Genomic DNA, 26,342 nt, shown 5'->3' with positions numbered 1-26,342 from the left:
CTCCGCCGCGCCCGCCCACGCCCCCGTCCCCGGACGCCCCGTGCTCGATAGCGACGCCCGCAGCCGGCGCGCCGACCAGCTGCCGCCGGGCCGCCACGGCATCCCGCGCGAGGCGGTGGCGCAGAACCAGCGCGAGCGCATCCTGCGGGCCGTCGTCGACGTCGCCAGCGTCGCGGGCTACGGGCCGATGGTGGTCGAGGACATCATCTCGACGGCCGGCGTCTCGCGGCGCACGTTCTACGACTACTTCCCGAACAAGGAGGCCGCCTTCCTCGAGGCCTACGACCAGGCGGTCGACGAGCTGAAGGCGAAGGTCGGCGCGGCGTACGCGATCGAGGGCACGCTGCACGAGCGCACGACCTGGGCCGTGCACACGCTCATCCAGACGCTGGCGGACGATCCCGCGATGGCCGAGATGGGCGTCGTCGAGGTCCTGGCCGCCGGAGCCGAGGCGGTGGAGCGCCGTTGCGCCGCGATGGAGCGCCTGTCGACGCTGATCACCGACGGCGTGCGCGAGTCGGGGATGGTGCCGGACGACGCCCCGCCGCTGACGGCGCAGACGGTGACTGGCGGCATCCACGAGGTCATCTACTCCCGCGTCCTCCACGGCGAGCTCGAGCGCCTGCGCGGCGAGGTGCCGGACATCGTGCAGACGATCTTCCTGCCGTACGTGGGCCGCGAGGGCGCGGCCGAGGCCCGCGACGCGGCCGAGGCGTTCCTCGGCCAGCGCCTGGCGCCGCCCGCCGCGGCGGCGGAGGCCTGAGCGCTCCCGTCCCGCGGCCCCGCGTCGGCCGGTCCCGCCCGCCTCGCCGCCACCGGACCGCCGCGAGGAGAGACTGAGGTCGGCGGCCGGTGGCGTGCGGGCGTGATGGTGCGGGAAGCGCGGCCGGAGCGACCGCGGTCCCCCGCACGGCGGAGGGGACGACACGCGGCGCCCGTAGGGTGGACACCGTAACCCGGGCGCCCCGCGCGCGCAAGGCCCCACCCTGCCGGTTAGCCGGCCCGGCCCGCCCGCCGAAGCGGCCCGCCCGCCGGACCGCGCGGCGGCCTCAGCGCTTGCCGCGGCCGGCGCCCTTGCGGCGGATGGCGTACTTCGACGCCTTCTCCGGCACCGTCGGATTCTCGATCTTGCCCAGTCGGCCGATGAGCGTGTCCCACTGGCTGGGCTTGAGCGCCGAGCGCGCCTGCTCGCCCAGCACCGGATCCGCCGTCTGCTCGACGTGGAAGCCGACGTGGATGTGGTCGGCGTGGTCGGGCAGCGCCAGCACGTTGTCCGCGCCACCGAAGTCGGACGGCGTCATCAGGCTGATGATCTGGTGCGGCTTCATCGTGCCCTGCAGCGCGAGCAGCTGACGGATGACGTCCGCCGTGATCGAGCCCGGGCCCTGGGTGGCGGGCGAGATGACCTTGCCGTCCACCGCCGCGATGTCGACCGCGTTGCCGGAGTCGTGCTCGGACAGGTTGCCGGACGTGGTGATCGACCCGGGGCGCCGCAGCGACGAGATCGTCAGGCGCCGGCCGCTGGCCGACAGGTACGCGAGCGTCGCCAGGACGCGGCGATCGACGAGACCCTGCCGGATCTGCTCGCGCCCGCGCTCGTAGATGTCGATGCGGTCGTCGGCGAGCACCCGGCGCTCGAGCTGCGCCTTGCTCATGAGCAGCACCTGCCCGGCGCTCGCGCCGCCCTGGCCGGCGGCGAACATCGCGCCGCCGTTCTTCGCCCCCAGCACCGAGCTGGACGCGAGCAGGCGCCAGCCCTCGAGCAGCGGCTTCGGGTCGACCCGCGGCGCGTTGCGTCCGGCGGGTCGCACCTCGAACGTCATCGCCGCGCGCTTCGGGTCGTCCTCGCCGTCCTTCGCGGCCCCGACGGTGCCCAGGACCGTGCCGCCGGTGACGCGGGTGCCCTCGCGCAGCGGCCGCGTGGGACCGGTCTCCCGCTCGTGGACCGGACGCGGCGCGGCCGGCTCCTCGGTCTGCGGCGTCGGGGTGGGCGTGGCCGAGGGATCGCCGGCGGCCAGGTCGCCCGGGACGGTCGCGGCCGGGGCGGGGTCCGGAGCGGCGGGGTTCGCGCGGACGCGGTCGTCGCCGCCGTCGGTCGCGACCGGTCCGCCGGCCGCGGGACCGGGCGTGGCGGGCAGGGCGTCCGGGTCGGCCGGCGCTCCGGACCGGCCGTCGCGCCGGTCGCCGCCGTCAGCTGCCGCCGGGCGGCGTGCGTCCCCGTCCGCGGGCGCGGCGGCATCCCCCGGCGCGGCGTCGGTCGCCGCGCCCGCGGGCTCGCCGCCGCGCTCCTGCCGCCCGGCGGTCGCAGCCGCGGTCGGCTTGGGGTCGCGCGGCTCGTCCTCCGCCGCCGGGTGCTCCTCGTCGGCGGCGTCGGCGCCGGCGGCGGGCACGCGCGCGGCGAGCGATCCCAGGTGGCCGTACGTGTAGCGGTTGCCGTAGACGTCGCGCAGGCGGACGAACCGGCCCAGGCGGTCGCTCTCGCCCAGCCCGACGACGGTGCCGTCCTGGACGGCGACCGCGTCTGTGCCCGGCGCGGTGCGGATCGCGATGCTGCGGCGCGGGCCCTCGTCGGCGCGGTCGTCGCCGTCCGTGTCGAGGGCCGTGCTCTCGGGCGCGTCGCCGTCGGTCACGGCGGCGGCGTCGCCGAGGCTCGCGCGGTCCTCGCCCTCGGCGACGGGGAAGACGCCCTGGGTCAGGCCGGTCAGGCTGGAGACCAGGTCGGCGGGCAGGCCGCTGATCAGCCGCGCGCGCAGCAGGACGGAGTCGACGTACCAGTCGGCGTGGTTGTAGGCGAAGACGGCGCGGCGCACGTCCTGCTCGGCGCCGGCGGCCTTCAGGTACCGCGCGGCGGCGAAGATCGCGTCGACGGGGTTGTACGGGTCGGCCTTGCCGTCGCCGTTGGCGTCGACCCCGTACATGTTCCAGGTGGCCGGCATGAACTGCATCCAGCCGAGCGCACCGGCGGACGAGACGTTCAGGTTGCGGCCGTAGTTCGTCTCGATCTCGTTGATCGCGGCGAGCAGCTCCCAGCGCACGCCGTACTGCACGCCGGCGGCCTGGTAGATCGGCAGCAGGAACGGCGGGATCTGGAAGCGGTTGAGGAAGAGCCCCGGCACCGCGACCGGCGGCGTCAGCAGGTTCTCCCCCGCGGACGGCACCACCGGGGTGGCGTCGCCGGCGGGAGCCTCCGGCGTGGCCGGCCCGGTCGTCTGCGCCGCCTGCTGCCGCTCCCGCGCCTCCGCGCGCTGCTCGCGCTTGCGCTCCCGGGCCTTGCGCTTGGCGGCCCGCTCGGCGCGGCGCTTCGCGGCCCGCTGCGCGCGGCCGCTCTGCCGCGGCGCGTCGTCCGTCGTCGGCGCCGCGTCGGGGGCGTCGTCGGCCCCCGCGTCACCCGAGCTCACGCGGTCCCCGACCCCGTGCGCCGTACCCGTGTGGTCCTGCTTCGTCGTGCCCGACGACGAGGACGCGGCGCCGCCCTTCGACGCCTGCGGCTTCGACGGCTTCTGCGCGCTCGACTCGGGGACGAGCGGCTCCGTCCGCGTGATCGGGTCGTCCGCCGGCATGTCCGGCGCGGGCGCGACGTTGGGCGTGGTGGCCGGCTGAGCGGCGGGGGCCGGGGCGGGCGTCGTCGCCGGCGCGGCCTCCTGAGCGCCCGCCACCGCGGGCGCACCGAGGAGCCCGGCCGCGACGGCCGCCGCCACGACCCCGTTCGTCGGGCGCGACGCGCTCACCGGCGGGTCTCCTGGTCGGAGGTCGACGGCGCGTCCTTCGCGGGCGGATCGGCCTTGAGCTGCGGGAACACGGTGGAGAACCCGGGGTAGGTGCCCTGCTGGACGCAGCCCGGGCGCGGGCTGTCGCGGCCGGTGGTCCGGAAGGCGCTCGGGAGCAGGCGCTCGAGCCCGCCGAGGTTGTTCGTCTCGGTCGGGGGCAGCGGGTCGGTGTTCCCGCAGGTGCGGCTGTCGAGCGTCTTGAGCCCCGTGGCGAGGTCCTTCATGCCGCCCGGCGCCATGTAGGGGTTGCTGCGGCTCTGGCCGGGCACGTACTGCTGGTAGCCCATGCCCTGCGGCGACAGCGTCACGCTGGCGCGCACCTCATGCATCCTCCCGGCCCGCGGAGTGGACAGTCCTCGCTGCGTCGCCGCGGAGACGTTCGCGACGAAGGACGTGAAGTCCTGCTTGTTCTGCCCCAGGTAGCGCAGCAGCGGGTTGACGGTCCGCGTGAACGGCACGAACGCGTCGAGCACCGGCGGCATCTGGTCGAGGATGCGGTCGAACGCGGGCAGCCCCTGCTTCGACGCCGAGACGACGGGGTCCAGACGCTTCATGAACGCCTCGAGGTCGGGCGTCAGGCGGTTGACCGCGTCGAAGCTCTTCGCCAGCTGGGTCGCCGCGGGCTGCAGCCGCTCGACGACGGGCACGGCGCGGTCCCCGAGGCGGGTGACGGCCGGCAGCGTCCGCGAGGCCTCGCGCTCGAAGGCCGGCAGCGCCTCGAAGACGGCGGCGAGCTCCTTGTTGCGCTGGCCGATGGTGCGGAAGGTCTTGTCGCCCTCGCTCACCAGGCGGCGCAGCTCGCCCTGGCGGGCGGTGAGCGCCTCGAAGACGTCGGCGGTGCCCGAGACGGACTGGGTGACGGCCGAGCCCTGCGCGTCGATGGTGGCGCTCAGCTCGGAGAGCTCGTCGATCAGGCCGGGGAACTCGCCGAGGGCGGCGTTCAGGTCGTCGCCGCGACCGTTCAGCGCCGCCGCCTGCGTCTGCATCCAGGTGCGGAACGCCGCGCGCGTCTTGTCGTCGAACGTCCGCAGCAGCTCGTCGAGCTCGACCGTCGGCTCGACGGCCGACGCGGCCAGCTTGCCGTTCTCCGGCAGCGGGCCGGTGCCCGCGGACCGGTTCGGCGCCAGCTCGACGAACGTCTCGCCCAGCAGCGTCTTCGAGCGCAGCGTGGCGCGCGCGGCCTTCGGGATCGGCGCGTACTTCTCGTCGAGCTGGATCGTGGCCCGGGTCTGGTTGCCGGGCACGGTCTCGAGCGCGACGACCTTGCCGACCGTGACCCCCGAGATGCGGACGTCGGCCTGCTGCGCCAGCTGCGCGGCCTCGGGGAACGCGACCTGGAAGCGGTAGCCCTTCGGCGACAGCGGCACGGGGCCGCCGAACGAGATCCAGAGGAAGAGGAGCGCCCCGAAGGAGAAGAGCGCGAAGCCGATCATGGCGATCAGTCGCGGGAGTGTCGGGATCGTCTTGATCACTTCGTGTAGTTCCCCTGCGGACAGGTGGGCTCGAACGCCGGGGTGTTCAGCAGACCGAGCATCGCCGTGATCGTGGGATTCGACGTGGTGGTCTTCGGGTCCGCGAAGTTGATGTAGTTCGCCAGGAGGTTGAGCGTGCCGCACTCGTAGCGCACGACCGCGCGGCGCAGCGGCCCGACCGCGTCCTGCGTGGACAGCGCCGAGTTCGTGTTGTGGCCCGCCCAGGGCAGGTAGAAGAGGTAGCTCTGGTCCTTCGCCGTGTTGCCCGGCGGGTCGTAGGCCATGGCGTCGAACAGCGCGTTGAGGACCCTCGTGAAGCGGTTGAGGTCCGGCGTCGCCTTCTCGAGCTTCGCCACCGCCGGCTGCAGCCGCCGGGCCGTCGGCTGCGCGTCGCGCGCGAACGGCCGCAGCTGGTTCTTCAGGACCGGCGTCGTCTTCTCGAGCATCGGCTCGAGGTCCTTCAGCGCCGGCGCGAGGCCCTGCGTGGCCGGCCGGATCTTCGGCAGGCCCTGCGAGAGGGTCGTCGACAGGCGGCCGGCCTTCTGCAGCGCGGTCGTCGTCGTCTCGAGGGCGTCCGGCAGGCGCCGGATCGTCTCGCCCAGGTTCTCGTTCTGCGCGGCGAAGCGCGAGAACATCGCGTCGTTGCTCTTCACGAAGCGCGCCAGCTGCGCGTCCGAGCTGCCGAGCTCCTTCGTGATCCGGCCCAGGTTGGTGACCAGGCGGCGGGTGAGCTGGCCGCGGGTGGCGAGCAGCTCGCTCGCCTTCGCGGCGTTGCGCGAGAGCGGCTCGAAGCGCCGCAGGTCGCGGGCCAGCGCGCGGCCGCCCTTCCCGCCGAGCGCCGTGCCGGCCTCGCCGAGCAGGGCGCCGAGCTGGGCCCGCGTATCGGCGTCCAGGTTCTGGATGATCTCGTCGAAGTTGACGTCCGGGTTGGTCGCCTCGACGCCGAGGGTGGCGCCGTCCTTCAGCGGCCGGCCCGCGGCCTTCGTGCCCGGGTCGAGCTCGACGATCATGTCCTTCAGCGGCGTCTTCGGCCGCAGGAGCATCGTCGCGTCGGGGTAGATCCGCGAGTGGTCCTCGTCGATCTTCAGGCGCACGACGGCCTGCCCCTGGTCCAGGCGCACGCCGTCGACCTTGCCGACGGTCACGCCGGCGATCGTGACGGCCTGGCCCTGCCCGGGCATGACGCCGGCGGCGCGCTCGAAGCGCGCGTCGACGTAGAAGTACTTCTTGCCGAGCACCGGCATCCACGTCGGCGGCGAGACGTTCTGCCGCGAGAAGATGTAGCCCGCGATCACCACGCCGAGGAGCGCGATGAGCAGGATGAAGGCGACCTCCTTGATGTGGCCGCGCCAGCCGCTCGTCATCGACCGCTCCCGTTCACGCTCAGGTTCGGCACGGGCGGTGCTGGCGCGCTCGGGCGCGATCCGTCGCCGGGGCCCCGGCTCGCCGGGCCGTTGACGTCCGGCACCGGGTTCGTGTAGCAGCGCTTGTCCGCGCGGATCGGGGGCGCCTGGCCACCGTACGCCGGGCTCGTGCCGGTGGAGGGCTCCGTGAAGTTGCTGAAGGTCGGACGGCCGGTCACCGAGGACCATCCGGACTTGACCGGCGTGGCGCCGCCGACGGACTGGATGCGGAGCTTCGAGCCGTTGCCGTCGAAGCTGGCGCCCTCGCCGGCCTGGCCCACCAACGCGTAGAAGAACTCCTTGTAGTTCTCGACGTTGGCCGACAGGAATCCGTCGTCGACCTTGATCCGCGCGGTCGGGAGGAAGACCTCGTTCATGCAGCGCGAGAAGTCGTCGAGCCGCGGCACCCAGTCCTTGGCCTCGTGCGTGAAGGACGCGAGCGTGGTCAGCGACGGCTGCAGGTCGTCGAGCAGGCCGCCGAGCTCGGACTCGCCGAGCAGCGGCCGCGCCTGGGCCAGCCAGGGGCGCGCGGCGTCGATCGTGTCCGGCAGCTGGCGCATGGCCGCCGCGGTGTCGCGCGCGGCGGCACGGGCGGGCGGCAGCGCCGCGTCGAGCTGGCGGAACGTCGTCTTCGCCGTCGTCGCCGTGGTGGCGAGGCCCCGGATCGACGCCGTCAGGGCCTGCGCGTTCGCCGCCGTCGTGCCGACGGTCGTGTTGAAGCCTCGCACGAGGGACGTCAGCGATCCCTCCGTGCTGGCGAGCTGCTCGGTCACGTCGCCGAGCCCCGAGATCGCCTTCGACAGGTCGCCCTTGCGCTCGCCCCGAAGCGCGCGCAGCACGGCGCCCGAGTCGCGCAGCGCCTGCGGCGAGCTGGCCAGCGTCCGGTTCAGCGCCTGGCCGCCGGTGAGGCCGCGCACCGCCGGATCCTGCGAGGCGTCCTCGGCCGCGGTGGGCTCCGCGCCGAAGCCGTCGCCCAGGCCCTGCGCCGTCTGCTTGAGCGCCTGGCGCGTGTCCGTCTTCAGCACGGCCAGCACCTGGTCGAGCTGCACCGGCACCGCCGTGCGCGAGATGGGGATGACGCCGCCGTCGGGCATCTCGGGGCTCCCCGGCTTGCCGGGCGACAGCTCGACGTAGAAGTTGCCCTCCAGGAACAGGCGCGGACGGATCTTGATGCTGGCGTCGCGGCGGACGGGCCGGCCGTCGCCGTCGATCTGCATCGTCACCTCGGCGTACCGGCTGTCCTTGTAGCGGCCCGTCGAGACGACCTTGCCGACGTTGACCCCCGCGATGCGCACCGGCGAGCCGGGCGCGATCAGATTCGACGTCTGCACCACGGCGTTGACCGTGTAGTGGTGCTTGAACGGCACCCGCTTCGTGAACCCGAAGTACACGGCGACCGCGATCAGCAGGATGAGCAGCAGGCCCGCCTTGACCGGCGAGATGCCGCCGGTGCGGTTGGCCGGCACGGCCTTGCGTCGCGGGATCACTTGCCGTTCTCCTTCACGAGCGGCGCGTTCACGTTCTGCCCGTCGGTGCCGGTGCCGTCGGCCGTCAGCGTGCTGCCGATCTGCTGCTGACCGCCCACGAACTTCTCGTTGCCGGCCTCGCACTCCCGCGGCTGCCCGGGCGCGGCGGTGTTCGGCAGGGGGTTGCTGTGGAGGAACGACTCCTTGTCGGGCGTGTTGCGCGCCTGCGGGGCTCGAGGACCGTTCGCGGGCTTGCTCGCCGGCCCGAACTCGCTCTCCGGGTACTGCGGCAGGATCACGAGGCTCGTCCGCAGGCCGGTGCCCACGACGTCGCCGTCCGAGAGTGCGCCGGCCAGGTTGCGCGTGAGCAGCGTGATGTAGTTGCAGGTCGTCTGCGCGGGGGCGATGAACGCGGCCGTGGGCCGCAGGACGTCCGCGGTCGTCGCCAGCTGGCGCAGGCCCGCGAGCACGTTGGAGGACGTGCCGAACGCCTCCGTGTTGCGGAGCGTCGTCTCCAGCCGTCGGTTCAGCGCCGGCGAGCGGCGCAGGGCCGGGGTGCCGGTCCGGAACGCCGAGGCCAGTCCGGGCGCGGCGGCGGAGATCGACGCGAACGCCGGGCGCAGGCGCCGGGCGAGCTCGGTGGTCTCGCGCATGAACCGCGCCTGCTTGGGGAACTCCTCCGTCCCCGCCTGCAGCGCCCGCGGACCCTCGGCGATCGTCGCCTGGATCGACGTGCGCACCCGCGCGAGCTCGGTCAGGGTGCGGCTCAGGCCCGTCACCAGGCCCGCCTGCTGCTCGGCGACCGGGGCGACCTCGGCGGCCGCGCGCTCGAGCGCGGGGAAGAACCGGTCCAGGCCGGTCTGCGGGCTGACGAGCCGGCGCAGCGCCGGCTCGGCGTGCTCCACGAGCGGGCGCAGGCCCTGGATGACGCGGCTCAGGTCGTCGCCGCGGCCGGCGAGCATGTTGCCGAACTCGACGGTGTTCTGGGCCGCCGCCGAGCGGGTGTCCTCGTCGAAGGTGTTGAACAGGTCGTCGAGCTCGACGGGCTTGGCCGCGGCGTAGCGCAGCGGGATCGTGCCGCCGTCGGCGAGCATCCGCTTCGAGCGGCCCTTCGTCAGCTGCACGTACTTCAGGCCCAGCACCGACCGCGGGCGGATCTCGATCTGCGTGTCCTCGGGCAGCGGCCGGACCGTCTCGTCGAGCTTGAGCGTGATGGTCGCGCCGACGTCGCCGTCCCTGCCCGTGCGCGCCGCGATGCCGCTGACGAAGCCGATGCGGGTGCCGCCGGCGCGCACGTCGTTGCCGACGATCAGGCCCGCGGCGTCCGGCACCTGCGCCTTCAGCTGGTACGTCTTGACGAACGGCAGGCCGTTGTTGGCGTTGTAGGCCAGGACCACGCCCACGATGGCGATGAGGACCGTGGCGGCGCCGATGAGCACCGGGTTGGCGGCGATCGAGCTGCGGCGGGCGCGGGGGTTCATCGGGTGCCCTCCGGGCCGAGCAGGGTCTCGAGCTGCTTGCGTGCCTTCGTCACGTCACCGGAGCTCGACCGGCTCGCCGCCCGGCTCTCCGCGTCGTCCTCCTGAGGGAGGAAACGGCCGACGCAGCTGGCCGAGACGACCGGCGAACGGTCCAGGCAGCTGCCGTCCGGAACGATCGTCGTGCGGATGTAGTGCGCGATGCCGTCCTTGCCGTTCAGCGAGGCGGTGTAGAAGTAGAGGAGCCGCAGGATGTGCGTGATGCCGCCCGTGCGGTCGAAGCTGTCGCCGAGCTCGGCCAGGTCCTTCGCCAGCGGGGCGAGCGGCGTGCCCAGCTCGTCGAGCTGGTTGGCCAGGCGCATGATGCGCGGGAACGTCTCGCGCCCCTGGTCGGCGGCGTCGCCGAGCGACCGCAGCGCGGGCGTCGCGGCGTTCGAGAAGTCGCCCAGGCGCTCCACCGTCTGGTTGAGCTCCGGCGCGCGCGAGGTCAGGTTGGCCACCGCCGGCCCGAGCTGGTCGGAGAGGGCGCCGATGCGGCGAGCGGCGGGCTCGAGCTCGTCCAGGAACCCGGGCAGCCGGCGCAGGTTCTCCTCGAGCGCGTCGCCGCGGGCCGCGACCGCCTCGGCGGTGTCGCCCGAGCGCGCGATGAAGGTCTTCAGGTCGTCCGTCCGGTTGGCCAGCGGCGCGAGGGCCTCGTCGGACTGCGCGACGAGCCGCTCGATCGTGCGGTTCTGCTTCGCCAGGATCTCGACGAGCTTGTTCGCCTGCTGCAGCGTCGGGTTCGCCCGGCGGATGACCGTGCGCAGCTCGCCGCCGTTGCCGGCCAGGCCGGTGCCCAGCTCGGCGATGATCAGGCGGAAGCGCTCGCGCTGCGGCACGCGCATGATGTTCGCCAGCAGGTCGGGGCCGACCGGGCTGCTCGTCTGGCTGACGGGCAGCAGGTGCTGGCCCTTGCCCTCGCCCGAGCGGATCGCGGCGAGGGGGCCGGGGACCGGGATGCCGTCGCCGCGCTTCTGCGTCGGCACGCACTCGACGTACTGCTCGCCGATGAGCGACTGCAGGCCGATGTTGCACGTGGCGTCGCGTCGGAAGTCCTGGAACGCGGGGTCGGTGATGCGCAGGACGGCGACGGCCTTGTTGTCGGGCGTCACGTCGACGGACTCGATCGTGCCCGCGTTGACGCCCGCGACCTTCACGTCGCCGCCGGCGATGATGAAGCTGGCGTTGTCGAAGATCGCCCGCACCCGGTAGGCGCCGTCGTCGGACCCGTCGCCGCGCGAGGCGACGGCCGACACGGCGACGACGAGCGCCACGACGCCGGCCGCGAGGAGGACCCACAGGCGGCGCATCAGCGCCCCCCCGGTCGCTGGGACGGGTCGCAGTCCGCGTTGGCGAGCTCGCCGGCGTCGACGAACGGCGCGGATCCGTCGGCCGGGGCCGCGGTCGCGGCGCCCGGGCAGCGGCGCAGGTTGCCCGTGGAGAGCCCCGTGCCCTTGCCGCGCTCGGCCGGCGGCTTGTCGACGTACTTGCCGCCCTGGCCGTCGTCCCCGATCTTGAAGGCGTCGAAGACCGGCATGGTGCTCAGGTAGTGCCCGGCGCCGTCGTACGTCGCCGCGGCGGAGCCGAAGCTGCGGAACCACGCCATCAGGTCGGCGGTGTACGGCCGGATGAAGGAGAGCATCGGCGTCGACTCCTTCAGCGCCTTCGTGCCGTTCGGGAAGGCCGTGCTGGTCGACTTCTCGAGCGCGGGCAGGTCGCGCAGCGCGTCGAGCACGTCGTTGCCCTCGCCGGAGCGGTCGACGATCTGCCGCAGCTGCTTGAAGACGGGCACCGCGCGGTCGACGACGGGCGTCAGCTCCTGCAGGAAGGGCGTCAGCTCGCGCGACGGCTCGTCGGCGGCGTCGACGAGGTCGCGCAGGTCGCCGAGCGCCGGGCGCAGGTTCGCCAGCGCGGTCGTGCCCTGGCGGAGCGCGGGCGGCAGGTCGGTCAGCGCCGTGGTCAGCGCCTGCGTGTCGGCGCCCAGGGCCTGAACGGTGCGGCCCGCCCCGGAGACCAGGCCGGTCAGGGCCTCGCGCTCGGTGGCCAGGCGGCTCATCGCCTGACCGCTCGTCGAGACGAGGCGCTCGAAGTCGGCGCTCTGGGCGTTGACCTCCTCGGCGAAGCCGCGCAGCGCCGCGACGGCCTGCGGCAGCTCGCGCGCGGACGTCGCGCCCTCGCGCTCGCGCCCGGCGTACCACTGCGAGAAGCCCTTGATCGTCTTCTGCAGGCCGGTGCGCGTGCCCTTGTCGAACGCCGAGAAGACCTGGTCCAGCTCGACCTGCGAGGTCGTCTTGTCGATCGGGATGATCGCGTCGTCCTTCAGCGGCGCGCCGGTCGGCGCGGGGCTGATGTCGACGTAGCGGCTGGCGACGCTCGCCTGGCCCTGCACGCGGATCACGGCGGTCGAGCCCTCGCGCAGGGGCGCGAACTCGTCGTCCACCGACACCCGCACCTCGGCCAGGTCGTCCTTCGTCAGCTCGAGGCTCTTGACCGTGCCGACCGGCGTGCCGCCGATGCGGACGACGCCGCCCTTGACGATCTGGCTCGAGTTGGCGAAGACCAGCCGGTACTCGTGGCCCGAGCTGCCGCCCAGCAGCACGATCCCCAGGACGACGACGAGGGCGGCGAGCAGGACCAATGGCGCTGAACGACGCACGCGGCGCGGGATGGACGATGAGCGGGACAGGGGGATGCTCCTCAGGGCCGGGCCGCGCCGTGGACGTACGACGGGTACCGGGCGTCGGCACTATACACGGGCCTTGTTCGCGGAACCGGTTGTGTTTTCGTTACGCATCCGAACCGTCGAACGGCCCGTGATGCGCGGTCGCGACTGGGGATCCACGCGCGCGCCGAGGCGCCGACCCTGTCGTTCCTACCGGCGGTCCAACCCGGCGGGACGCCGCACGGTATCGGTCGCGGATCGCCCGGAGGCCCGGTTGGACGGATATCCGTGACCCCGGGCACACTCCGTGCGGGCCGCCGCGCCGGGCACGGCACCGCAACCCCACCTGCACGCCGGCGGGCCCGCCCGTACGCCGTACCGCCCCGGTTCGCCCTGCATTTCGCCCGCTTTCCGCCGCCGTAGGCTGACCCGGTCCTGTGACCTGCATCACGCCTTCGCGGAAACGTGTACGTTCTCTCGCAGTCGGGACCCCGCCGACCGGGTGAGTCGCAGCTGGCCGCCCCTGGTGTCCCGGATCCAACCCCAGTACCGAAGGTTCCCTCTATGCGCATGCGGAAGCTCGCCATCCCCACCGCCGCCGTCGCGGCCATGTCGTTCGCGGCCGTCGCGCCGTCGTACGCCCAGACCCCCGGCGTCAGCTCCAACATCGACGTCACGCCCAAGGTGACGCCGAACAAGGCCGGCACGAAGAAGAAGCCGAAGTCGGTCAACCTCGACATCAAGGTCAAGTGGAGCCACACCGGCCCCGACGGGCAGAACAAGCCCGTCATGGAGAAGATGGAGATCCTCTTCCCCAAGGGCTCCCTCTACAAGGGCGGCAGCGTCCCCTCCTGCGCCATCTCGAAGATGCAGGGCGGCAACCTGCCGAAGGACGTCTGCCCCAAGGGCTCGATCGTCGGCTCCGGCTCGGCGAACGCCTGGGCCGACACGGTGAAGACGACGGCGAAGTTCACGCTGGTCAACGGCGGCGCCAAGAACGTCTACCTGTTCACCGAGATGGAGAACCCGGCGATCGTCCAGGTCCCGGTGCCCGGCAAGATCAAGAAGGGCGGCAAGCTCGGCGGCTACGTCCTGACCCTCGACGTGCCGGACGACCTGAAGATCGTCGGCGGCGCCCCGATCTCGCTGATCGACGCGCACATCAAGACGAAGTCGAAGAACTGGCTCATGACGACGTCCTGCCCGAAGAACAAGAAGTGGCCCTTCGAGACGACCGCCTGGTTCGACAACGGCAACCAGGCCAAGTTCTCCTCGTCGGTGAAGTGCAAGTGACCCACCGCTGATCGCGCTCCGGCGCGACCCGCAGGTCCCGAGGCCCCCGCGAGAGCGGGGGCCTCGCTCGTTCCCGCGGAGCGCGCACGCCTGAGCACGTGCGCTTCGGTTCCCGCGCGCACGCGTATGCGCGCACGTAAAGCTCCGCGTCCCCTCCGCACCCCACGCCCCTGCGGCAGCCCCCGCGTCAGGGGGCTTTCCGCCACGGCCCGTCCCGCACCACGCCGGCGCAGGCGCCCTGCCGTCACCGAACCAAACGGCCGGAAGTGGACAGTCGTACGGCGTACGTGGACGGCGAGGGCGTGATGCCGATCACGCCAACACGGCGTTCACCCGCACGGATCGGACCGAGCGGCGCCGCGACCAGGGAGTCCCCATGGCCTTCGGCGTGAAGACCAAGATCCTCGCCCTCGCCGGCGGCCTCGTCGCCGCCCTGGCGATCTTGGCGCTCATCGGCATCAGCAGCCTCGGCAAGGTCAACGACCTCGCCCAGAAGTCCTACAACACGACGACGAAGCCGCTCGCCCAGCTCGGCGAGGCGCGCGCCCGGGCCAACGAGACCCGGGCCCTGCTCAACAACCACTTCCTGACCACCGACGCCGCGGCCAAGCGCGACGCGGAGGCGAAGATCGCCGCGAACGACGCGATCATCGCGCGCAACCTCGCCGCCGTGCGGGCCACGCTCCAGACCGCCAAGGGCCGCGGCATGCTCGGGACCATCGCGTCCGAGCTGGCGGCGTACGACGCGCAGCGCGACCGCCTCATCCGCAGCTCGCGGGCGGCCTCGGGCCTCCCGCCCGCGCAGGCCGGCCAGATCCAGGCGCGCCTGAACGCCGACAACGTGCGGTCCGCCCGACCGATCTTCCTGCGCGCGTCGCAGGCGTTCACCGACCTGTTCACGCAGAAGGTGGCGATGGGGCAGGAGCAGAACGACGAGATCACGTCGGTCTACGAGAGCCGCCGCACCCTGTCGTTCGCGCTCCTCGCGCTGGCCCTGGTGGCCGGCGGCGCCGGCGCCTGGATCATCGCCAGCCGCATCACCGGCGGCGTCGTGCAGATGATGCGCGCGGCCCAGGGCATCGCCCGCGGCGACGTCGACCAGGACGTCGACATCCGCAGCAAGGACGAGGTGGGCCGCACGGGCGCCGCGTTCGGCGAGATGATCGCCTACCTGCGGGAGACCGCCGACGCCGCCGGCAACGTCGGCCGCGGCGACCTGACCGTCACGCTCGAGCCCCGGTCCGACAAGGACGCGCTGCGCCTGGCGTTCGGCGGGATGACGACCAGCCTGCGCGGCGTCGTCGACGAGCTCCGCGCGTCCGCCAACACCGTCTCGTCGGCGTCGCAGCAGCTCAGCTCGACCTCGGAGGAGACCAGCCGCGCGGTCGCCGAGATCGCCGAGGCGATCAGCGACGTCGCCGCCGGCGCCGAGGACCAGGTCCGCCAGATCGGCGAGGCCGAGGAGGCGATCCGCGAGGCCGCGGCGTCGGCCGAGGCCAGCGCCGAGTCCGCCCGCGAGGCCGTCGTCGTCGCCACGGGCGCCGAGGAGGTCACGGCCGAGGGCACGCGGGCCGTCGCCGAGGCGACCGAGGCCATGGAGGCGGTGCGCGCGAACTCGGCCGAGGCCGCGAGCGCGATCACCGAGCTGGCGGAGAAGTCCCGCCGCATCGCCGACTTCATCGCCACGATCACCGGCATCGCCGAGCAGACGAACCTGCTGGCCCTGAACGCCGCCATCGAGGCCGCGCGGGCCGGCGAGGAGGGCCGCGGGTTCGCGGTCGTCGCCGAGGAGGTCCGCAAGCTCGCCGAGGAGTCCGCCGACGCCGCGGGCACGATCGGCGGCCTGGTCGACGAGATCCAGCGCGAGATGCAGCGCGCCGTCGAGGTCGTGCAGAGCGGCGCGGACCGCACCGTCGCCGGCAGCGAGACCGTCGGCCGCGCGCGCCAGGCGTTCGCCCGCATCGAGGCGGCCGTCGGCGACCTGAGCTCGCGCTCGGCCGGCTTCGCCACGGCGGCCGACGAGATCCGCGCGGCGACCGAGCGCGTCGGCGAGGGCATCGGCACCGTCGTGCGCGTCGCCGAGTCCTCGTCCGCGTCGGCCGAGCAGGTGTCGGCCTCGACGCAGCAGACGTCCGCGTCCACGCAGGAGATCTCGGCCTCGGCCCAGGAGCTCTCCGCCACCGCGCAGACGCTCGAGGGCCTCGTCGGGCGCTTCGAGACCGCCTGACCGGGAGCGGCGGCCGGCCCGCTGGGAGCGGCCGCCGCGTCTGGCGGTGGGGCGCTTGCCCCGGGAACGACGAAGCCCCCGCGATGCGGGGGCTTCGGAAGCTTCCCTAGGGAGCGGGAGCGACGGGGCTCGAACCCGCGACCTCCGGCGTGACAGGCCGGCGCTCTAACCAACTGAGCTACGCCCCCCGGGACGAAGGAGTATGCACGAATCCGCGGCGGCGCGTCGTCCCCCTCGTGGGCGGCCGGACGGACGTCCGGCGACCGCCTCGCCGCGGCCCCCGGCGCGAGCCGACGAACGCGGCGCGCGGTCCCGGAGGCGGCGCCTCAGAGGCCGCGCGGCGGACGCATCCCGATCCGCGCGCGGACGCCCGGGATGCCCAGGGCCGGGCGGTGCAGCCGCTCCACGCCCAGGGGCGGCACCAGGTCGTCGGCGCGGCCGACCAGGTCGCGGGCCGTCTCGTACTCGCCCACGCGCGCGAGGCCGGCCGCCCGCGCCCGAAGGTCGGCCGCCTCGGTGCGCCGCGCCACGGGCTCCCGCACGAACGGCGCGTGGCGGCGGTGCACCTCGAGCAGCGCGTCCGCCAGCTCGATCAGGTCGTGCGTGAGCGCCCCGGGATGGCGGCGGTAGCGGACCGTCGCGCCCAGGACGGAGGCGATCGGCTCGTCCCGCTCGAGCAGCCGCAGCCACAGGTCCAGGTCCTCCGCCCGCGCCAGGTCCTCGTCGAAGCCGCCCGCGTCCGTGAACGCGTCGCGGCGCACGATCGCGGCCGACACGCAGATCGGGTGCCGCTCGTAGACGACCGGCAGGACGAGCGACGCGCGGTGCTCTCCCGGGTGCAAGGCGTCCCACGGCTCGCCCGTCGGCCGGTCGTCGGGTCCCACGACCACGACGTCGCCGACCAGGACCCCGGCGTCGGGATGCCGCTGACGCGCCCGCTCGTGCGCGGACAGGTGCCCAGGCCCCCAGACGTCGTCGTGGTCGCAGAACGCCACGTGGTCGACGTCGTCGCCGAGCGCGGCCACGCCGGAGTTGCGCGCGGCGCCCGCTCCCCCGGGCTCCCGCCGGTGCACGATCCGCACGCGGTCGGCGTGCTCGCGCGGCACGACGACGGGGTGCGGCGACGCGTCGTCGACGACGACGATCTCGGCCGCGGGCGCGTCCTGACCGACCACCGCGTCCAGCGTCTGGACCAGGTAGGGCGAGAACCCGCGGACGGGGATGACGACACCGACGCGCACCCGGCCCAGGCTATCCCAGTCGCTCCGCGGCGACGAGGGCTGCGCAGGACCCCGTGGCACGGTAGCGTTGGGCTCCCGTGGTTGCCCCCGAAGACTCCCAGCCGCAGGTCGACGCCGGTACGCCCGAGGGCGCGCCGGAGGAGACGACGGCCCCCCAGGACGCCGCGGCCGCGCCGCAGGCGGACACCCCCGCGACCGACGCCTCCGGCGACGAGCAGGCGCCCCAGGGCGCCGCGCCCGCCGGCGACGCCGCTCCCGACGCGGCCGCGGACCAGGCCCCCGCCCCGCAGGACGCCCCCACCGAGGCCGACGTGCCCGCGGGCGAGGTCGCGTCCGTCGACGCCGACGCGCCGGCCGCCGAGGATGCCCCCGCCAGCGCCGACGCCCCGGCCGCCGAGGCGCCGGCCGACGGCGAGCAGGCGGCTGCCGGCCAGCAGGCCGCCGAGGGCGAGCAGGCCGCCGGCGGCGAGCAGAGCCAGGGCGGCGAGGACGGCGCCAAGAAGCGTCGCCGCTCCCGCGGGCGGCGCTCCGGCCGCGGCGGCGGCCCCGGCGGCCGTCGGCGCTTCGCCTGGGACGAGGTCTTCCTGCGCCAGCGCCTCGAGCTGCTGCGCGCGATGGACCCCGACCCGGAGGCGATCGCCTGGGCCGTGGACACGGCCGGCCGCTTCGAGGTCGCCGACATCCTCGCCGGCGAGGGCTCGTCCGGCCGCGAGTTCGGCCGCCGCGCCTACGGCGCGCAGCCCGAGACCGAGGACCAGGCCGCCTGGATCGTGCTCGCGGCCGTCCGGGCCCGCGACATCGTGCCGATCGCGCGCGTCGCCGTCTCGACGACGGACGACCAGCGCCAGCAGGTCCGCGACGCCATCGAGCTGCTCGGCATCGCCCGCGTGAACCCCGCGCTGCAGGGCGACCGCCCGCCGCAGCAGGTCTTCGCCGAGCGCGCCCGTCGCGTCGACGTGACCGTCGAGGGCGGCGAGGCGCAGAAGGCCGCGTGGGCGCTGCTCGCGCTCGCGCGCCCGCAGGACGTGAAGTACGCGGCGTCGCCCCGCCCGAGCGGCCAGGGCCGGCGCCCCGGCGGCCCGGGGCGCCCCGGTGACCGGGACGGCGGCGAGCGGCGCGGCCGCGGCCGCCGCGAGCCGGGCATCCCCGGCGGCGTGTTCTCCGTCGGCGAGGCGGGCATCGGCTCCGAGCTGGGCGAGAAGCTGCGCGCCGCGCTCGCGCAGGCCGAGGGCCAGCAGGGCGGCGACCAGGACCAGCAGCAGGGCTGAGCCCTCCTCCCCGCCGGGCGACCGGCGGAATCGCACCGGCGCGATCTCCCGGGACGCAGAACGGCCGCCCATCGGGCGGCCGTCGTCGTCCCGGGAGCCACGCGGAGCAGGCGCCTCAGCGCGCCCGCCGCCGGGCAACCCGACCGGCGGGGCGCTACCCGCAATCCTCCGTGCCCATGATGCCCATGAGCGAGAGACCGAGCCCCGGCGATCGAGGCCCGGTCCGCCGCCTCCGAGCATCAGCCACTTCTTGGGTACCGTCCCCGAGCGGCTCAGCCAACGCGCAGGCCGCTCAAATCACGGCGCCGTCATCCGCATGATTCTTGACGGATGAATGAGCGATCGATGTACCCATCGCCCTTGCCGTTGCCGTGACCGTAATAGGTGTTGGCCGTGCCGTAGGCCACGATGCGGAATCCGTCCCCAGGCGACAGGATGTACTTCAAATCCGTGCGGGCGGGAGTCGTATACACCCACGGCTCCTGGCCAGCAACAGTCCTCACCGCGCACACATCACCGGGCGAGGCCAAGATCGAGGCTGATGCGACCCCGATCCCCGCCGCCGCAGTCCCCAGCACGGCGAGTGCAGGAGCCACCCTTCGCGACCAAGACATCAGCGACATGTCGACTGCTCCACAGCCAGCCGGTACATCAGACCGGTCGGCTTGTTCGTCCCATGCGCGAGATAGAATTGGTCATCGACGTACCCGTCAATGCGAACGTAATCGCCGAACACAAGCTCATACATGAGGTCGCCACTCGCTCGGTTGAAGACGAAGCCCGGGTACCCGTACTGCGCAATCCTGCACAGATCACCCACTCGGGCGGCCGATGCCGACGCCGACGCCCCCAATACCACGACCAGGGACACACAGACCGCCAGCCCCGCACGGACAATTGCCGTTTTCACCACACACACTCCTTCGTTGGAAACGCCGCCGGAACTTAGCTGACGACGAGTACGGCGTCAAGTGCGCCTTATTGGGCTGCACCGATGGGGGTTACGCCCGATCGACACTCCTCCCCCACCGCCCGCGCGCAGCGGTGGATGCTGCCGGCAGGGTTGGCATGCAAATCGAGCCCCGCCCTCAGGGCCCGCCTGCAACCGCATCAATCGTCCCTACCACCGGGGTGATGCTCCCGGACGCAGAACGGCCGCCCATCGGGCGGCCGTCGTCGTTCCGGGGCCCCAGGCGGCGGGCGCCTCAGCGCCCGCCGGCGGCGGCCCCGCTCACCACTCCTCGGGCGGCGGGACGCGGCGCAGGCGGCCTTCGTCCAGCTCGCTGGCGCCCGAGCCGACGCTGATCGCCTCGACGACCTCCTCCTCGGCCTCCTCGAGCTCCTCGTCGTGGTCGCCGTCGCAGAGGACGCGGAAGTTGCCGGAGACGCCGGCGTCGCAGTGGATCGTGATGCCGGGCAGGATCTGCTCGCCCTCGTCCAGGCCCAGGCGGTCCATGTCGAACGCGGACAGCCCGATCCCGTACGCGTTGTGCGTCGGGTTCTCGCGGTCGTGCGCGTTGATCGCCATCTGGAACGCCTGCAGGTTCTTCGCGATCTTCGACGTGTCGGACATCTCGACCACAGGCTAGCGCGGCGGCCCGCTACCCTCCAAGCGTTGCGGGGCGCGTAGCTCAGTTGGTCAGAGCATCCGGTTTACACCCGGAAGGTCGTCCGTTCGAGCCGGACCGCGCCCATCCCGCTCCCGGTCGCCCCTTCCTTGCCCTCCCGCCGCGGCGCCGTCCTCCGTCTCGCCGGCCTGCTCGGCGCCCTGTCCGCGCTCGCAGGGGTGTTCCTGCTCGGCGGGATCGTCGGGGCCGACGAGATCCGCGGGTGGATCGCCCCCGCGGGGGCGCTCGCGCCGCTCGCGTTCGTCCCCGTCGCCGGCGTGCTCGGCGCCGCCCTGGTGCCGGGTGCGGCGCTGTCGGCGGCGGCCGGCCTGCTCTTCGGGCCGGTCGAGGGCGCCCTGCTCTCGCTGCCGGCCGCGGTCGTCACCGCGCTGCTTGCCCGCGACGTGTCGGCGCGGACCGGCGGCGGCGCGCTCGACGAACTCTCCGGCACCCGCGTCCGCGCCCTCACCGCGTTCGCCCGCCGCAACGGTCTCGCTGCCGTGATCGTGCAGCGGCTGCTGCCCGCGGTGCCGGACGGCCCGTTCTCGCACGCCTTCGGGCTGGCGGGCGTGCGGCCGTGGCAGATCGGCCTGGGCACCGCGATCGCCTCGGGACCGCGCGCCCTGTCGTACGCCCTGCTCGGCGCGAACGCCGACGACCTGACCGGCACGGGCGCGCTGCTCGGCGTCGCGCTCAACGTGGCGACGGGCGTCGTGGGGCTGGGGCTGGCGTGGGTGGTGCTGCGCCGCGAGCGCCGACGGCTTGGCCCCGTCCCGGGCGAGGGCTGACGGCCGCGGCGGCGAGCCCGTCGTCGCGCCGACGACCGCGGGCGTGACGCCCCGGCCCTGGCGCGGGCCACGCGGGCGCGGCGATCCGACGCGCAGGACGGCGGCTCCGGGTGCCGCGGCGGCGGCCCCGAGGGCGACCCACGAGGAGGGGCATCGGGGGCACGGTCGGGATCCCCCATCGCCGACCGTGCCCTCCGAGGCGTAGCCGCCCGGCGACGGAACCGCCGGGACGTGGCGCTCACCGAAGCGAGCGTTGCCCGGGTAGACGGGACGCTCCGTCCCATCCGTCACCGGTTGCATCTGCAACTTCTTTCCTGGCGCGTTGCCGCTCTCACGTCCAGGTTTCGTCCGGTTTCGCACGCAATCACCCGGGTAGCCGTGGAGCGCACCCCAGCGAAGAGGAGCACCACCATGGCCACGCTCACCGATCACACCATCGCCATCCTCGCCACGGAGGGCGTCGAGCGCGTCGAGCTCGAGGAGCCCCGCAAGGCGCTGCAGGAGGCCGGCGCCACCGTCGAGCTCGTCGGCCTGAGCACGGACGCGTTCCGCACGTTCGACCACCTGGACGCGTCCGGCCGGGAGGAGACGCCCGACGTCGCCGTCGCCGACGCCGACGCCGCGAAGTACGACGGCCTGCTGCTGCCGGGCGGCGTCGCCAACCCGGACCAGCTCCGGGGCGACGAGGCCGCCGTCGCGTTCGCCAAGGCCTTCTTCCAGGCCGGCAAGCCGGTCGCCGCCATCTGCCACGGCCCGTGGCTGCTGGTCGAGGCCGACGTCGTCAAGGGTCGCAAGGTCACCTCGTTCCCGACCCTGCAGACCGACCTGCGCAACGCCGGCGCCACGTGGGTCGACGAGGAGGTCGTCGTCGACCAGGGCCTGGTGACGAGCCGCAACCCCGACGACATCCCGGCCTTCAACGCGAAGGCGATCGAGGAGTTCGCCGAGGGCCGCCACAAGGGCCAGACCCGCAGCGCCTGAGCGGACGGCCCACCCGGCGGCCGACCGGCGGTAGGTTTCGGCGATGCCCGTCGACCCGCCGATCGCCGCCCTCCTCCAGCAGCTCAACGCCGCAGGCCCCGCCGGGGGCCTGCTGGCGCAGGGCATCGACAACGCCCGCCAGCTCTTCGGGCAGATGCTCGCGGGCCTGGCGATGGCCGAGGCGCCGACGGGCGTGGCCGACGGCACCGACATCCAGATCCCGTCGGACGCAGGACCGGTGCCCGCGCGCGTGTACCGGCCCGGCACCGAGGGGCCGCACCCCACGCTCGTCTTCTTCCACGGCGGCGGCTTCGCGATCGGCGACGTCGCCGGCTACGACGGACAGGTCAAGGCGATCTGCAAGGCGCTCGACGGCGTGGTCGTCAGCGTCGACTACCGCCTGGCGCCCGAGCACCCGTTCCCGGCGGCCGTCGAGGACGCGCTCGCCGCGGCGACGTGGGCCGGCGAGCACCTGGCCGAGCTGGGCGGCGACGACCGGCTGGCGGTCGGCGGCGACAGCGCCGGCGGCAACCTGGCCGCCGTCGTCGCGCAGGCCCGCCGGGACGCCGGCCTGCCGCTCGCGGCGCAGATGCTGATCTATCCCGTCACCGACTCGGGCACCCCGCACGCGTCCCTCGAGGAGAACGGCGAGGGCTACTTCCTGACGAAGGACGACATCCTCTGGTTCACGCAGGCGTACGCCGGGGACCGGCCGATCGAGGAGGGCCTGACCGACGTGCGCGCGTCGCCGCGGCGCGGCGACCTGGCCGGCCTGGCGCCCGCGGTCGTCGCGACCGCGGGCTACGACCCGCTGCGCGACGACGGCGACGCCTACGCGCGGGCGCTGCAGGAGGCCGGCGTGACCGTCCGCCACCTGGAGAACCCGACGCTCATCCACGGCTGGCTCGCGATGGCGCCGCTGAGCGCCGCCGCGGCCCAGGCGCGGGACGCCGCCGTCGGCGCCCTGCGCGAGCTGCTGGACTGAGGCGCCGCCGGCCCGGCTCAGGCCGCCGCGGCCGGCAGCGCGGCGGCGATCGTCTCCTCGACCGGCGTCGTCGGGCGACCGATCAGGCGGCGCAGGTCGTCGCGGTCGGTGACCAGCTCGCCCCGGTCGATGCCCAGGTCGGAGTCGGCGAGGATCTCGGCCATCGGCGCCGGGACGCCGGCTCCGGCCAGCACGCCCGCGTACTCGTCGGCGGCCATCGGCGCGTAGGCGACGGGCTGGCCGGCGGCGTCGGCGATGACGGACGCCAGCTCGGGCAGCGTCAGCGCGCGGTCGCCCGCCAGCTCGTACGCCTGGCCCTCGTGGCCCTCGCCCGTCAGGACGACCGCGGCCGCCTCGGCGTAGTCCTGGCGCGCGGCGGGCGCCACGCGCCCCTCGCCGGTCGACGCGCCCAGGAGCGCGCCGTGCTCGAGGGTCGGCGCCAGCGCGGCCGTGTAGTTCTCCGTGTACCAGCCGTTGCGGAGCAGGACGAACGGCACGCCCGACGCGCGCAGGGCCTCCTCGGTCTCCTGGTGCTCGCCGGCGAGCTTCATCGTCGTGTCGCCGGCGTTGAGGATGCTGGTGTAGGCGACGAGCGAGACGCCCGCGGTCTTCGCGGCGTCGATGACGTTGCGGTGCCCGCTCGCGCGCCGGCCGACCTCGTTGCCGGAGACGAGCAGCAGGCGATCGACGCCCGCCAGGGCTGCCTGCAGCGTCTCGGGGCGGCCGTAGTCGGCCTCGCGCACCTGCACGCCGCGGTCGGCGAGGTCCTGGGCGCTGGCCGGGGTGCGGACCGCGGCGACGATCGAGGACGGCTCGACGCCGCGGTCGAGCAGGGCGAGGACGGCGAGGCGGCCGAGGTGGCCGGTGGCACCGGTGACGGCGATGGTGGTCATGGGGATTCCGTGGGCTCGTGGGCGGGGCGCCGCGACGGCGTCCCGATGTCGAGAGCGACTATACAAACTTTTCGAAAGTGCCTTCTGTGGGAGCGTGCACACGCAACCGTCGGTACGGCCGACGCTAGAATGGGCGCATGGCCGCTCGTGCGGACGCCCCCGCTCCCATCCCGACGTCGTCCGCCCCCGACGGCCCCGAGCCCGCCGCGGGCCTCGAGGCCGACGTCTTCGCGCGGGGGTGCACCTCGCGCCCGGTCCTGCACGACGTCACCGGCCGCTGGGGCACGCTGGCGCTCGCCGCGCTGCGCGAGGGCCCGACGCGCTTCAACGCGCTGCGCCGCCGCGTCGACGGGGTGAGCGAGAAGATGCTCGCGCAGACGCTGCAGGCGCTCGAGCGCGACGGCTTCGTGGTGCGCGACGTGCAGGCGACGATCCCGCCGAAGGTGGAGTACCGCCTGACGCCGCTCGGGCAGCGCGTGGCGGACCGGCTCGTCGACCTGATCCGCCTGCTCGAGGGGTCGATCGACGAGGTCGTCGCGGCGCAGCAGGCGTACGACGCGCGGTAGTCCGCCGCGCGGCGGGTCCGGGCGTCCGCGCGGCCCGCGTCCGAGCGCTCCGGCCTGGGCGCGCCGGAACGACGACGGGCGGCCGTGAGGCCGCCCGACGTGTGCTGACTCGGGGACGCCCGGGCGGTCGCCCAGGCCCCACGGAGCCTAGAGGGGCAGGAGCCCCGGCCCGGCCCGCCCGGTCCCCCGAGCGCGGCTCGGGGTCGGGCGGGGCCGGAGTGCCGCTAGTAGCGGTAGTGGTCCGGCTTGTACGGGCCCTCGACCGGCACGCCGATGTAGTCGGCCTGCTCCTGGGAGAGCTTCGTGAGCTTCACGCCGAGGGCGTCGAGGTGGAGGCGCGCGACCTTCTCGTCCAGGTGCTTCGGCAGCACGTAGACCTGGTTCTCGTACTTGCCGTCCGTGTTGTTCGCCCACAGCTCGATCTGGGCGATCGTCTGGTTGGTGAACGAGTTGGACATGACGAACGAGGGGTGACCCGTCGCGTTGCCCAGGTTCAGCAGGCGGCCCTCGGAGAGGACGATGATCGAGTGGCCGTCCGGGAAGACCCACTCGTGGACCTGCGGCTTGACCTCGACCTTCTCGATGCCCGGGACCGACGCCAGACCGGCGATGTCGATCTCGTTGTCGAAGTGGCCGATGTTGCCGACGATGGCCTTGTTCTTCATCCGCACCAGGTGGTCCTTGGTGAGGATGTCCTTGTTGCCGGTCGTCGTGATGAAGATGTCGGCGGTCTCGACGACGTCCTCGACGGTGGCGACCTGGTAGCCCTCCATCGCGGCCTGGAGCGCGTTGATCGGGTCGATCTCGGTGACGATGACGCGGGCGCCCTGGCCACGGAGCGAGTCCGCGGAGCCCTTGCCGACGTCGCCGTAGCCGCAGACGACGGCCGTCTTGCCGGCGATCATGACGTCGGTCGCGCGGTTGATGCCGTCGATGAGGGAGTGGCGGCAGCCGTACAGGTTGTCGAACTTCGACTTCGTGACGGAGTCGTTGACGTTGATCGCCGGGAAGAGCAGCTTGCCCTCCTTGGCGAGCTCGTACAGGCGGTGCACGCCCGTCGTCGTCTCCTCGGTGACGCCCTTGATCGCGGCAGCGATCTTCGTGTAGCGGTCCGGGTGCGCGGCGACCGAGTCGGTCAGCAGCTGCAGGAAGATCTGGAACTCCTCCGACTCGCCGGTGGAGGGGTCCGGCACGGCGCCGGCCTTCTCGAACTCGACGCCCTTGTGGATGAGCATCGTGGCGTCGCCGCCGTCGTCCAGGATCATGTTCGCCGGGGCGTCCTCGGGCCAGCCCGCGACGGCCTGCTCCGTGCACCACCAGTACTCCTCGAGCGTCTCGCCCTTCCAGGCGAAGACGGGGACGCCCTGCGGGTTCTCGGGCGTGCCGTTCGGGCCGACGGCGACGGCCGCGGCGGCCTGGTCGTCGGTCGAGAAGATGTTGCAGGAGACCCAGCGGACCTCGGCGCCGAGCGCGGTCAGCGTCTCGATCAGCACGGCGGTCTGCGTCGTCATGTGCAGCGAGCCGATGATGCGGGCGCCCTTGAGCGGCTGCGTGTCGGCGAACTCGCGACGGGTGGCCATCAGGCCGGGCATCTCGTGCTCGGCGAGCTCGATCTGCTTGCGGCCGGCGGCGGCCAGGGAGAGGTCGCGGACCTTGAAGTCGTTCTTCTGGAGGACGGTGCTCATCGGGTCTCCGTGAGGTTCGTGGTGGCGGTGGTGTCGGCGCGACGTGCGGCCTCTGCCACCAGTCGCTCGTGCTTGTCCTGCTCCCACTGCAGCCAGTCGTCGGCGGGCACGTGGGCGGGACGCGCCGGCTCGGCCTCGAGCCATCCTTCGACCGTCCGGCGCAGCTCGTCGTCGTGCTGCATCCGGCGGGCGAACCCGACCTCTCCGAGGGCCAGCCCGTGCGTGTCCAGCAGCTCGCGCAGGGTGCGCAGGCGCTGGAGCTCGCCGGGGCCGTACAGGCGGTAGCCGCCCGCCGAGCGCGGGGGCTCGACGAGCCCCATCCGCTCGATGTAGCGGAGCATCCGCGGGGTCCACCCCGTGGTCTCCGCCGCCTCGTTGATCGTCAGTGCGTCCATGCGGGACTTCCAAACCTTACCACGATCGTGTCAAGGTTCCGAGCGGTGGACGGACGACCGGGGAACGGCGCTCGCCGGCCGCACCGACGTCGCCCCGGCGCCGCATCGCGTGCGGGCCGCGAGCAT

The 26,342-nt window shown here is 73.8% G+C and carries 21 protein-coding genes and 2 tRNA genes; 9 read left to right on the top strand and 14 right to left on the bottom strand.

Features of this window, described 5'->3' with window-relative positions; translation table 11 throughout:
- Positions 1 to 40 precede the first annotated feature (40 nt).
- Positions 41 to 763, top strand: coding sequence for a TetR/AcrR family transcriptional regulator (locus J3P29_RS18450; protein WP_210495766.1), 723 nt, complete (start codon positions 41 to 43; stop codon positions 761 to 763).
- 286 nt (positions 764 to 1,049) lie between these two features.
- Here J3P29_RS18450 and J3P29_RS18445 read toward each other — a convergent pair whose 3' ends face one another.
- Genes J3P29_RS18445 through J3P29_RS18415 form a run of 7 tightly spaced genes read right to left on the bottom strand, consistent with a single transcriptional unit; the run spans position 1,050 to position 12,281 of the window.
- Complete coding sequence (locus J3P29_RS18445) at positions 1,050 to 3,728, bottom strand: lytic murein transglycosylase (protein ID WP_210495765.1); 2,679 nt, start codon at positions 3,726 to 3,728, stop codon at positions 1,050 to 1,052.
- Complete coding sequence (locus J3P29_RS18440) at positions 3,725 to 5,239, bottom strand: MlaD family protein (RefSeq protein ID WP_210495763.1); 1,515 nt, start codon at positions 5,237 to 5,239, stop codon at positions 3,725 to 3,727. The genes J3P29_RS18445 and J3P29_RS18440 overlap by 4 nt, the downstream gene beginning before the upstream one ends.
- The gene (locus J3P29_RS18435; RefSeq protein ID WP_210495762.1) at positions 5,236 to 6,603 is read right to left on the bottom strand and encodes an MlaD family protein; all 1,368 of its coding nucleotides are present in this window, start codon (positions 6,601 to 6,603) and stop codon (positions 5,236 to 5,238) included. The genes J3P29_RS18440 and J3P29_RS18435 overlap by 4 nt, the downstream gene beginning before the upstream one ends.
- Entirely contained in the window at positions 6,600 to 8,129 is a 1,530-nt protein-coding gene (locus J3P29_RS18430) for an MlaD family protein (protein WP_210495760.1), read from the bottom strand. Before J3P29_RS18430 ends, J3P29_RS18435 begins: the two co-directional genes overlap by 4 nt.
- Positions 8,126 to 9,589 carry an MlaD family protein gene (locus tag J3P29_RS18425; protein WP_210495758.1) on the bottom strand — a complete coding sequence of 488 codons (1,464 nt, stop codon included), beginning with the start codon at positions 9,587 to 9,589 and terminating at the stop codon, positions 8,126 to 8,128. Before J3P29_RS18425 ends, J3P29_RS18430 begins: the two co-directional genes overlap by 4 nt.
- Entirely contained in the window at positions 9,586 to 10,935 is a 1,350-nt protein-coding gene (locus J3P29_RS18420; protein WP_210495757.1) for an MlaD family protein, read from the bottom strand. Before J3P29_RS18420 ends, J3P29_RS18425 begins: the two co-directional genes overlap by 4 nt.
- Positions 10,935 to 12,281: an MlaD family protein gene (locus J3P29_RS18415; RefSeq protein ID WP_210495755.1), complete on the bottom strand. Its 1,347-nt coding sequence runs from the start codon at positions 12,279 to 12,281 to the stop codon at positions 10,935 to 10,937. Before J3P29_RS18415 ends, J3P29_RS18420 begins: the two co-directional genes overlap by 1 nt.
- 576 nt (positions 12,282 to 12,857) lie before the next feature.
- Between J3P29_RS18415 and J3P29_RS18410 the strand changes: the two genes are divergently transcribed.
- Both J3P29_RS18410 and J3P29_RS18405 read left to right on the top strand, forming a co-directional pair.
- Positions 12,858 to 13,580 (top strand): hypothetical protein, encoded by a 723-nt coding sequence (locus J3P29_RS18410; protein ID WP_210495754.1) that lies wholly within the window; start codon positions 12,858 to 12,860, stop codon positions 13,578 to 13,580.
- Positions 13,581 to 13,968: 388 nt separating this feature from the next.
- Complete coding sequence (locus J3P29_RS18405; RefSeq protein ID WP_210495752.1) at positions 13,969 to 15,807, top strand: methyl-accepting chemotaxis protein; 1,839 nt, start codon at positions 13,969 to 13,971, stop codon at positions 15,805 to 15,807.
- Positions 15,808 to 15,921: 114 nt separating this feature from the next.
- Here J3P29_RS18405 and J3P29_RS18400 read toward each other — a convergent pair.
- Together J3P29_RS18400 and J3P29_RS18395 are read right to left on the bottom strand one after the other, a co-directional pair.
- A tRNA-Asp gene (locus tag J3P29_RS18400) sits at positions 15,922 to 15,995 on the bottom strand.
- Between the two features lie 138 nt (positions 15,996 to 16,133).
- Entirely contained in the window at positions 16,134 to 17,048 is a 915-nt protein-coding gene (locus J3P29_RS18395; RefSeq protein ID WP_210495751.1) for a glycosyltransferase family A protein, read from the bottom strand.
- A gap of 77 nt (positions 17,049 to 17,125) precedes the next feature.
- Between J3P29_RS18395 and J3P29_RS18390 the strand changes: the two genes are divergently transcribed.
- On the top strand, positions 17,126 to 18,316 hold the full coding sequence (locus J3P29_RS18390) for a hypothetical protein (RefSeq protein ID WP_210495750.1): 1,191 nt from the start codon (positions 17,126 to 17,128) through the stop codon (positions 18,314 to 18,316).
- 308 nt (positions 18,317 to 18,624) lie between these two features.
- On the opposite strand, the gene J3P29_RS18385 is transcribed toward J3P29_RS18390, so the two are convergent.
- On the bottom strand, positions 18,625 to 18,939 hold the full coding sequence (locus tag J3P29_RS18385) for a hypothetical protein (RefSeq protein WP_210495748.1): 315 nt from the start codon (positions 18,937 to 18,939) through the stop codon (positions 18,625 to 18,627).
- Between the two features lie 608 nt (positions 18,940 to 19,547).
- On the bottom strand, positions 19,548 to 19,889 hold the full coding sequence (locus J3P29_RS18380; protein ID WP_210495746.1) for a hypothetical protein: 342 nt from the start codon (positions 19,887 to 19,889) through the stop codon (positions 19,548 to 19,550).
- 47 nt (positions 19,890 to 19,936) lie between these two features.
- On the opposite strand from J3P29_RS18380, the gene J3P29_RS18375 reads away from it, so the two are divergent.
- From J3P29_RS18375 to J3P29_RS18360, 4 genes are all read left to right on the top strand, one after another.
- Positions 19,937 to 20,010: transfer RNA gene (locus J3P29_RS18375), tRNA-Val, on the top strand.
- Positions 20,011 to 20,033: 23 nt separating this feature from the next.
- A complete protein-coding gene (locus tag J3P29_RS18370; RefSeq protein WP_210495745.1) occupies positions 20,034 to 20,711 on the top strand; it encodes a VTT domain-containing protein in 678 nt (225 codons plus the stop codon).
- 411 nt (positions 20,712 to 21,122) lie between these two features.
- Positions 21,123 to 21,692, top strand: a complete 570-nt coding sequence (locus J3P29_RS18365; RefSeq protein ID WP_210495744.1) for a type 1 glutamine amidotransferase domain-containing protein — start codon at positions 21,123 to 21,125, stop codon at positions 21,690 to 21,692.
- Positions 21,693 to 21,735: 43 nt separating this feature from the next.
- Positions 21,736 to 22,677 carry an alpha/beta hydrolase gene (locus J3P29_RS18360; protein ID WP_210495742.1) on the top strand — a complete coding sequence of 314 codons (942 nt, stop codon included), beginning with the start codon at positions 21,736 to 21,738 and terminating at the stop codon, positions 22,675 to 22,677.
- A gap of 17 nt (positions 22,678 to 22,694) precedes the next feature.
- Here J3P29_RS18360 and J3P29_RS18355 read toward each other — a convergent pair whose 3' ends face one another.
- A complete protein-coding gene (locus J3P29_RS18355) occupies positions 22,695 to 23,570 on the bottom strand; it encodes an SDR family oxidoreductase (RefSeq protein ID WP_210495741.1) in 876 nt (291 codons plus the stop codon).
- Positions 23,571 to 23,707: 137 nt separating this feature from the next.
- Between J3P29_RS18355 and J3P29_RS18350 the strand changes: the two genes are divergently transcribed.
- Positions 23,708 to 24,136 carry a helix-turn-helix domain-containing protein gene (locus tag J3P29_RS18350; protein ID WP_210495739.1) on the top strand — a complete coding sequence of 143 codons (429 nt, stop codon included), beginning with the start codon at positions 23,708 to 23,710 and terminating at the stop codon, positions 24,134 to 24,136.
- Positions 24,137 to 24,360: 224 nt separating this feature from the next.
- Here J3P29_RS18350 and ahcY read toward each other — a convergent pair whose 3' ends face one another.
- Together ahcY and J3P29_RS18340 are read right to left on the bottom strand one after the other, a co-directional pair.
- Positions 24,361 to 25,821 (bottom strand): adenosylhomocysteinase, encoded by a 1,461-nt coding sequence (ahcY, locus tag J3P29_RS18345; protein ID WP_210495738.1) that lies wholly within the window; start codon positions 25,819 to 25,821, stop codon positions 24,361 to 24,363.
- The gene (locus J3P29_RS18340; RefSeq protein ID WP_210495737.1) at positions 25,818 to 26,216 is read right to left on the bottom strand and encodes a MerR family transcriptional regulator; all 399 of its coding nucleotides are present in this window, start codon (positions 26,214 to 26,216) and stop codon (positions 25,818 to 25,820) included. The genes ahcY and J3P29_RS18340 overlap by 4 nt, the downstream gene beginning before the upstream one ends.
- Positions 26,217 to 26,342 lie beyond the last annotated feature (126 nt).

This window comes from Patulibacter sp. SYSU D01012 (assembly GCF_017916475.1).
Lineage (GTDB): Bacteria > Actinomycetota > Thermoleophilia > Solirubrobacterales > Solirubrobacteraceae > Patulibacter.
The sequence above is the reverse complement of the archived record's forward strand: the minus strand, read 5'-3'. Positions and strand labels throughout refer to the sequence as shown.

Coding starts and splice junctions, on each gene's coding strand:
- J3P29_RS18360 (WP_210495742.1), top strand. CDS start 21,736: ATGCCCGTCGACCCGCCGATCGCCGCCCTCCTCCAGCAGCTCAACGCC.
- J3P29_RS18340 (WP_210495737.1), bottom strand. CDS start 26,216: ATGGACGCACTGACGATCAACGAGGCGGCGGAGACCACGGGGTGGACC.
- J3P29_RS18410 (WP_210495754.1), top strand. CDS start 12,858: ATGCGGAAGCTCGCCATCCCCACCGCCGCCGTCGCGGCCATGTCGTTC.
- J3P29_RS18420 (WP_210495757.1), bottom strand. CDS start 10,935: ATGCGCCGCCTGTGGGTCCTCCTCGCGGCCGGCGTCGTGGCGCTCGTC.
- J3P29_RS18435 (WP_210495762.1), bottom strand. CDS start 6,603: ATGACGAGCGGCTGGCGCGGCCACATCAAGGAGGTCGCCTTCATCCTG.
- ahcY (WP_210495738.1), bottom strand. CDS start 25,821: ATGAGCACCGTCCTCCAGAAGAACGACTTCAAGGTCCGCGACCTCTCC.
- J3P29_RS18350 (WP_210495739.1), top strand. CDS start 23,708: ATGGCCGCTCGTGCGGACGCCCCCGCTCCCATCCCGACGTCGTCCGCC.
- J3P29_RS18425 (WP_210495758.1), bottom strand. CDS start 9,589: ATGAACCCCCGCGCCCGCCGCAGCTCGATCGCCGCCAACCCGGTGCTC.
- J3P29_RS18355 (WP_210495741.1), bottom strand. CDS start 23,570: ATGACCACCATCGCCGTCACCGGTGCCACCGGCCACCTCGGCCGCCTC.
- J3P29_RS18385 (WP_210495748.1), bottom strand. CDS start 18,939: ATGTCGCTGATGTCTTGGTCGCGAAGGGTGGCTCCTGCACTCGCCGTG.
- J3P29_RS18365 (WP_210495744.1), top strand. CDS start 21,123: ATGGCCACGCTCACCGATCACACCATCGCCATCCTCGCCACGGAGGGC.
- J3P29_RS18380 (WP_210495746.1), bottom strand. CDS start 19,889: ATGTCCGACACGTCGAAGATCGCGAAGAACCTGCAGGCGTTCCAGATG.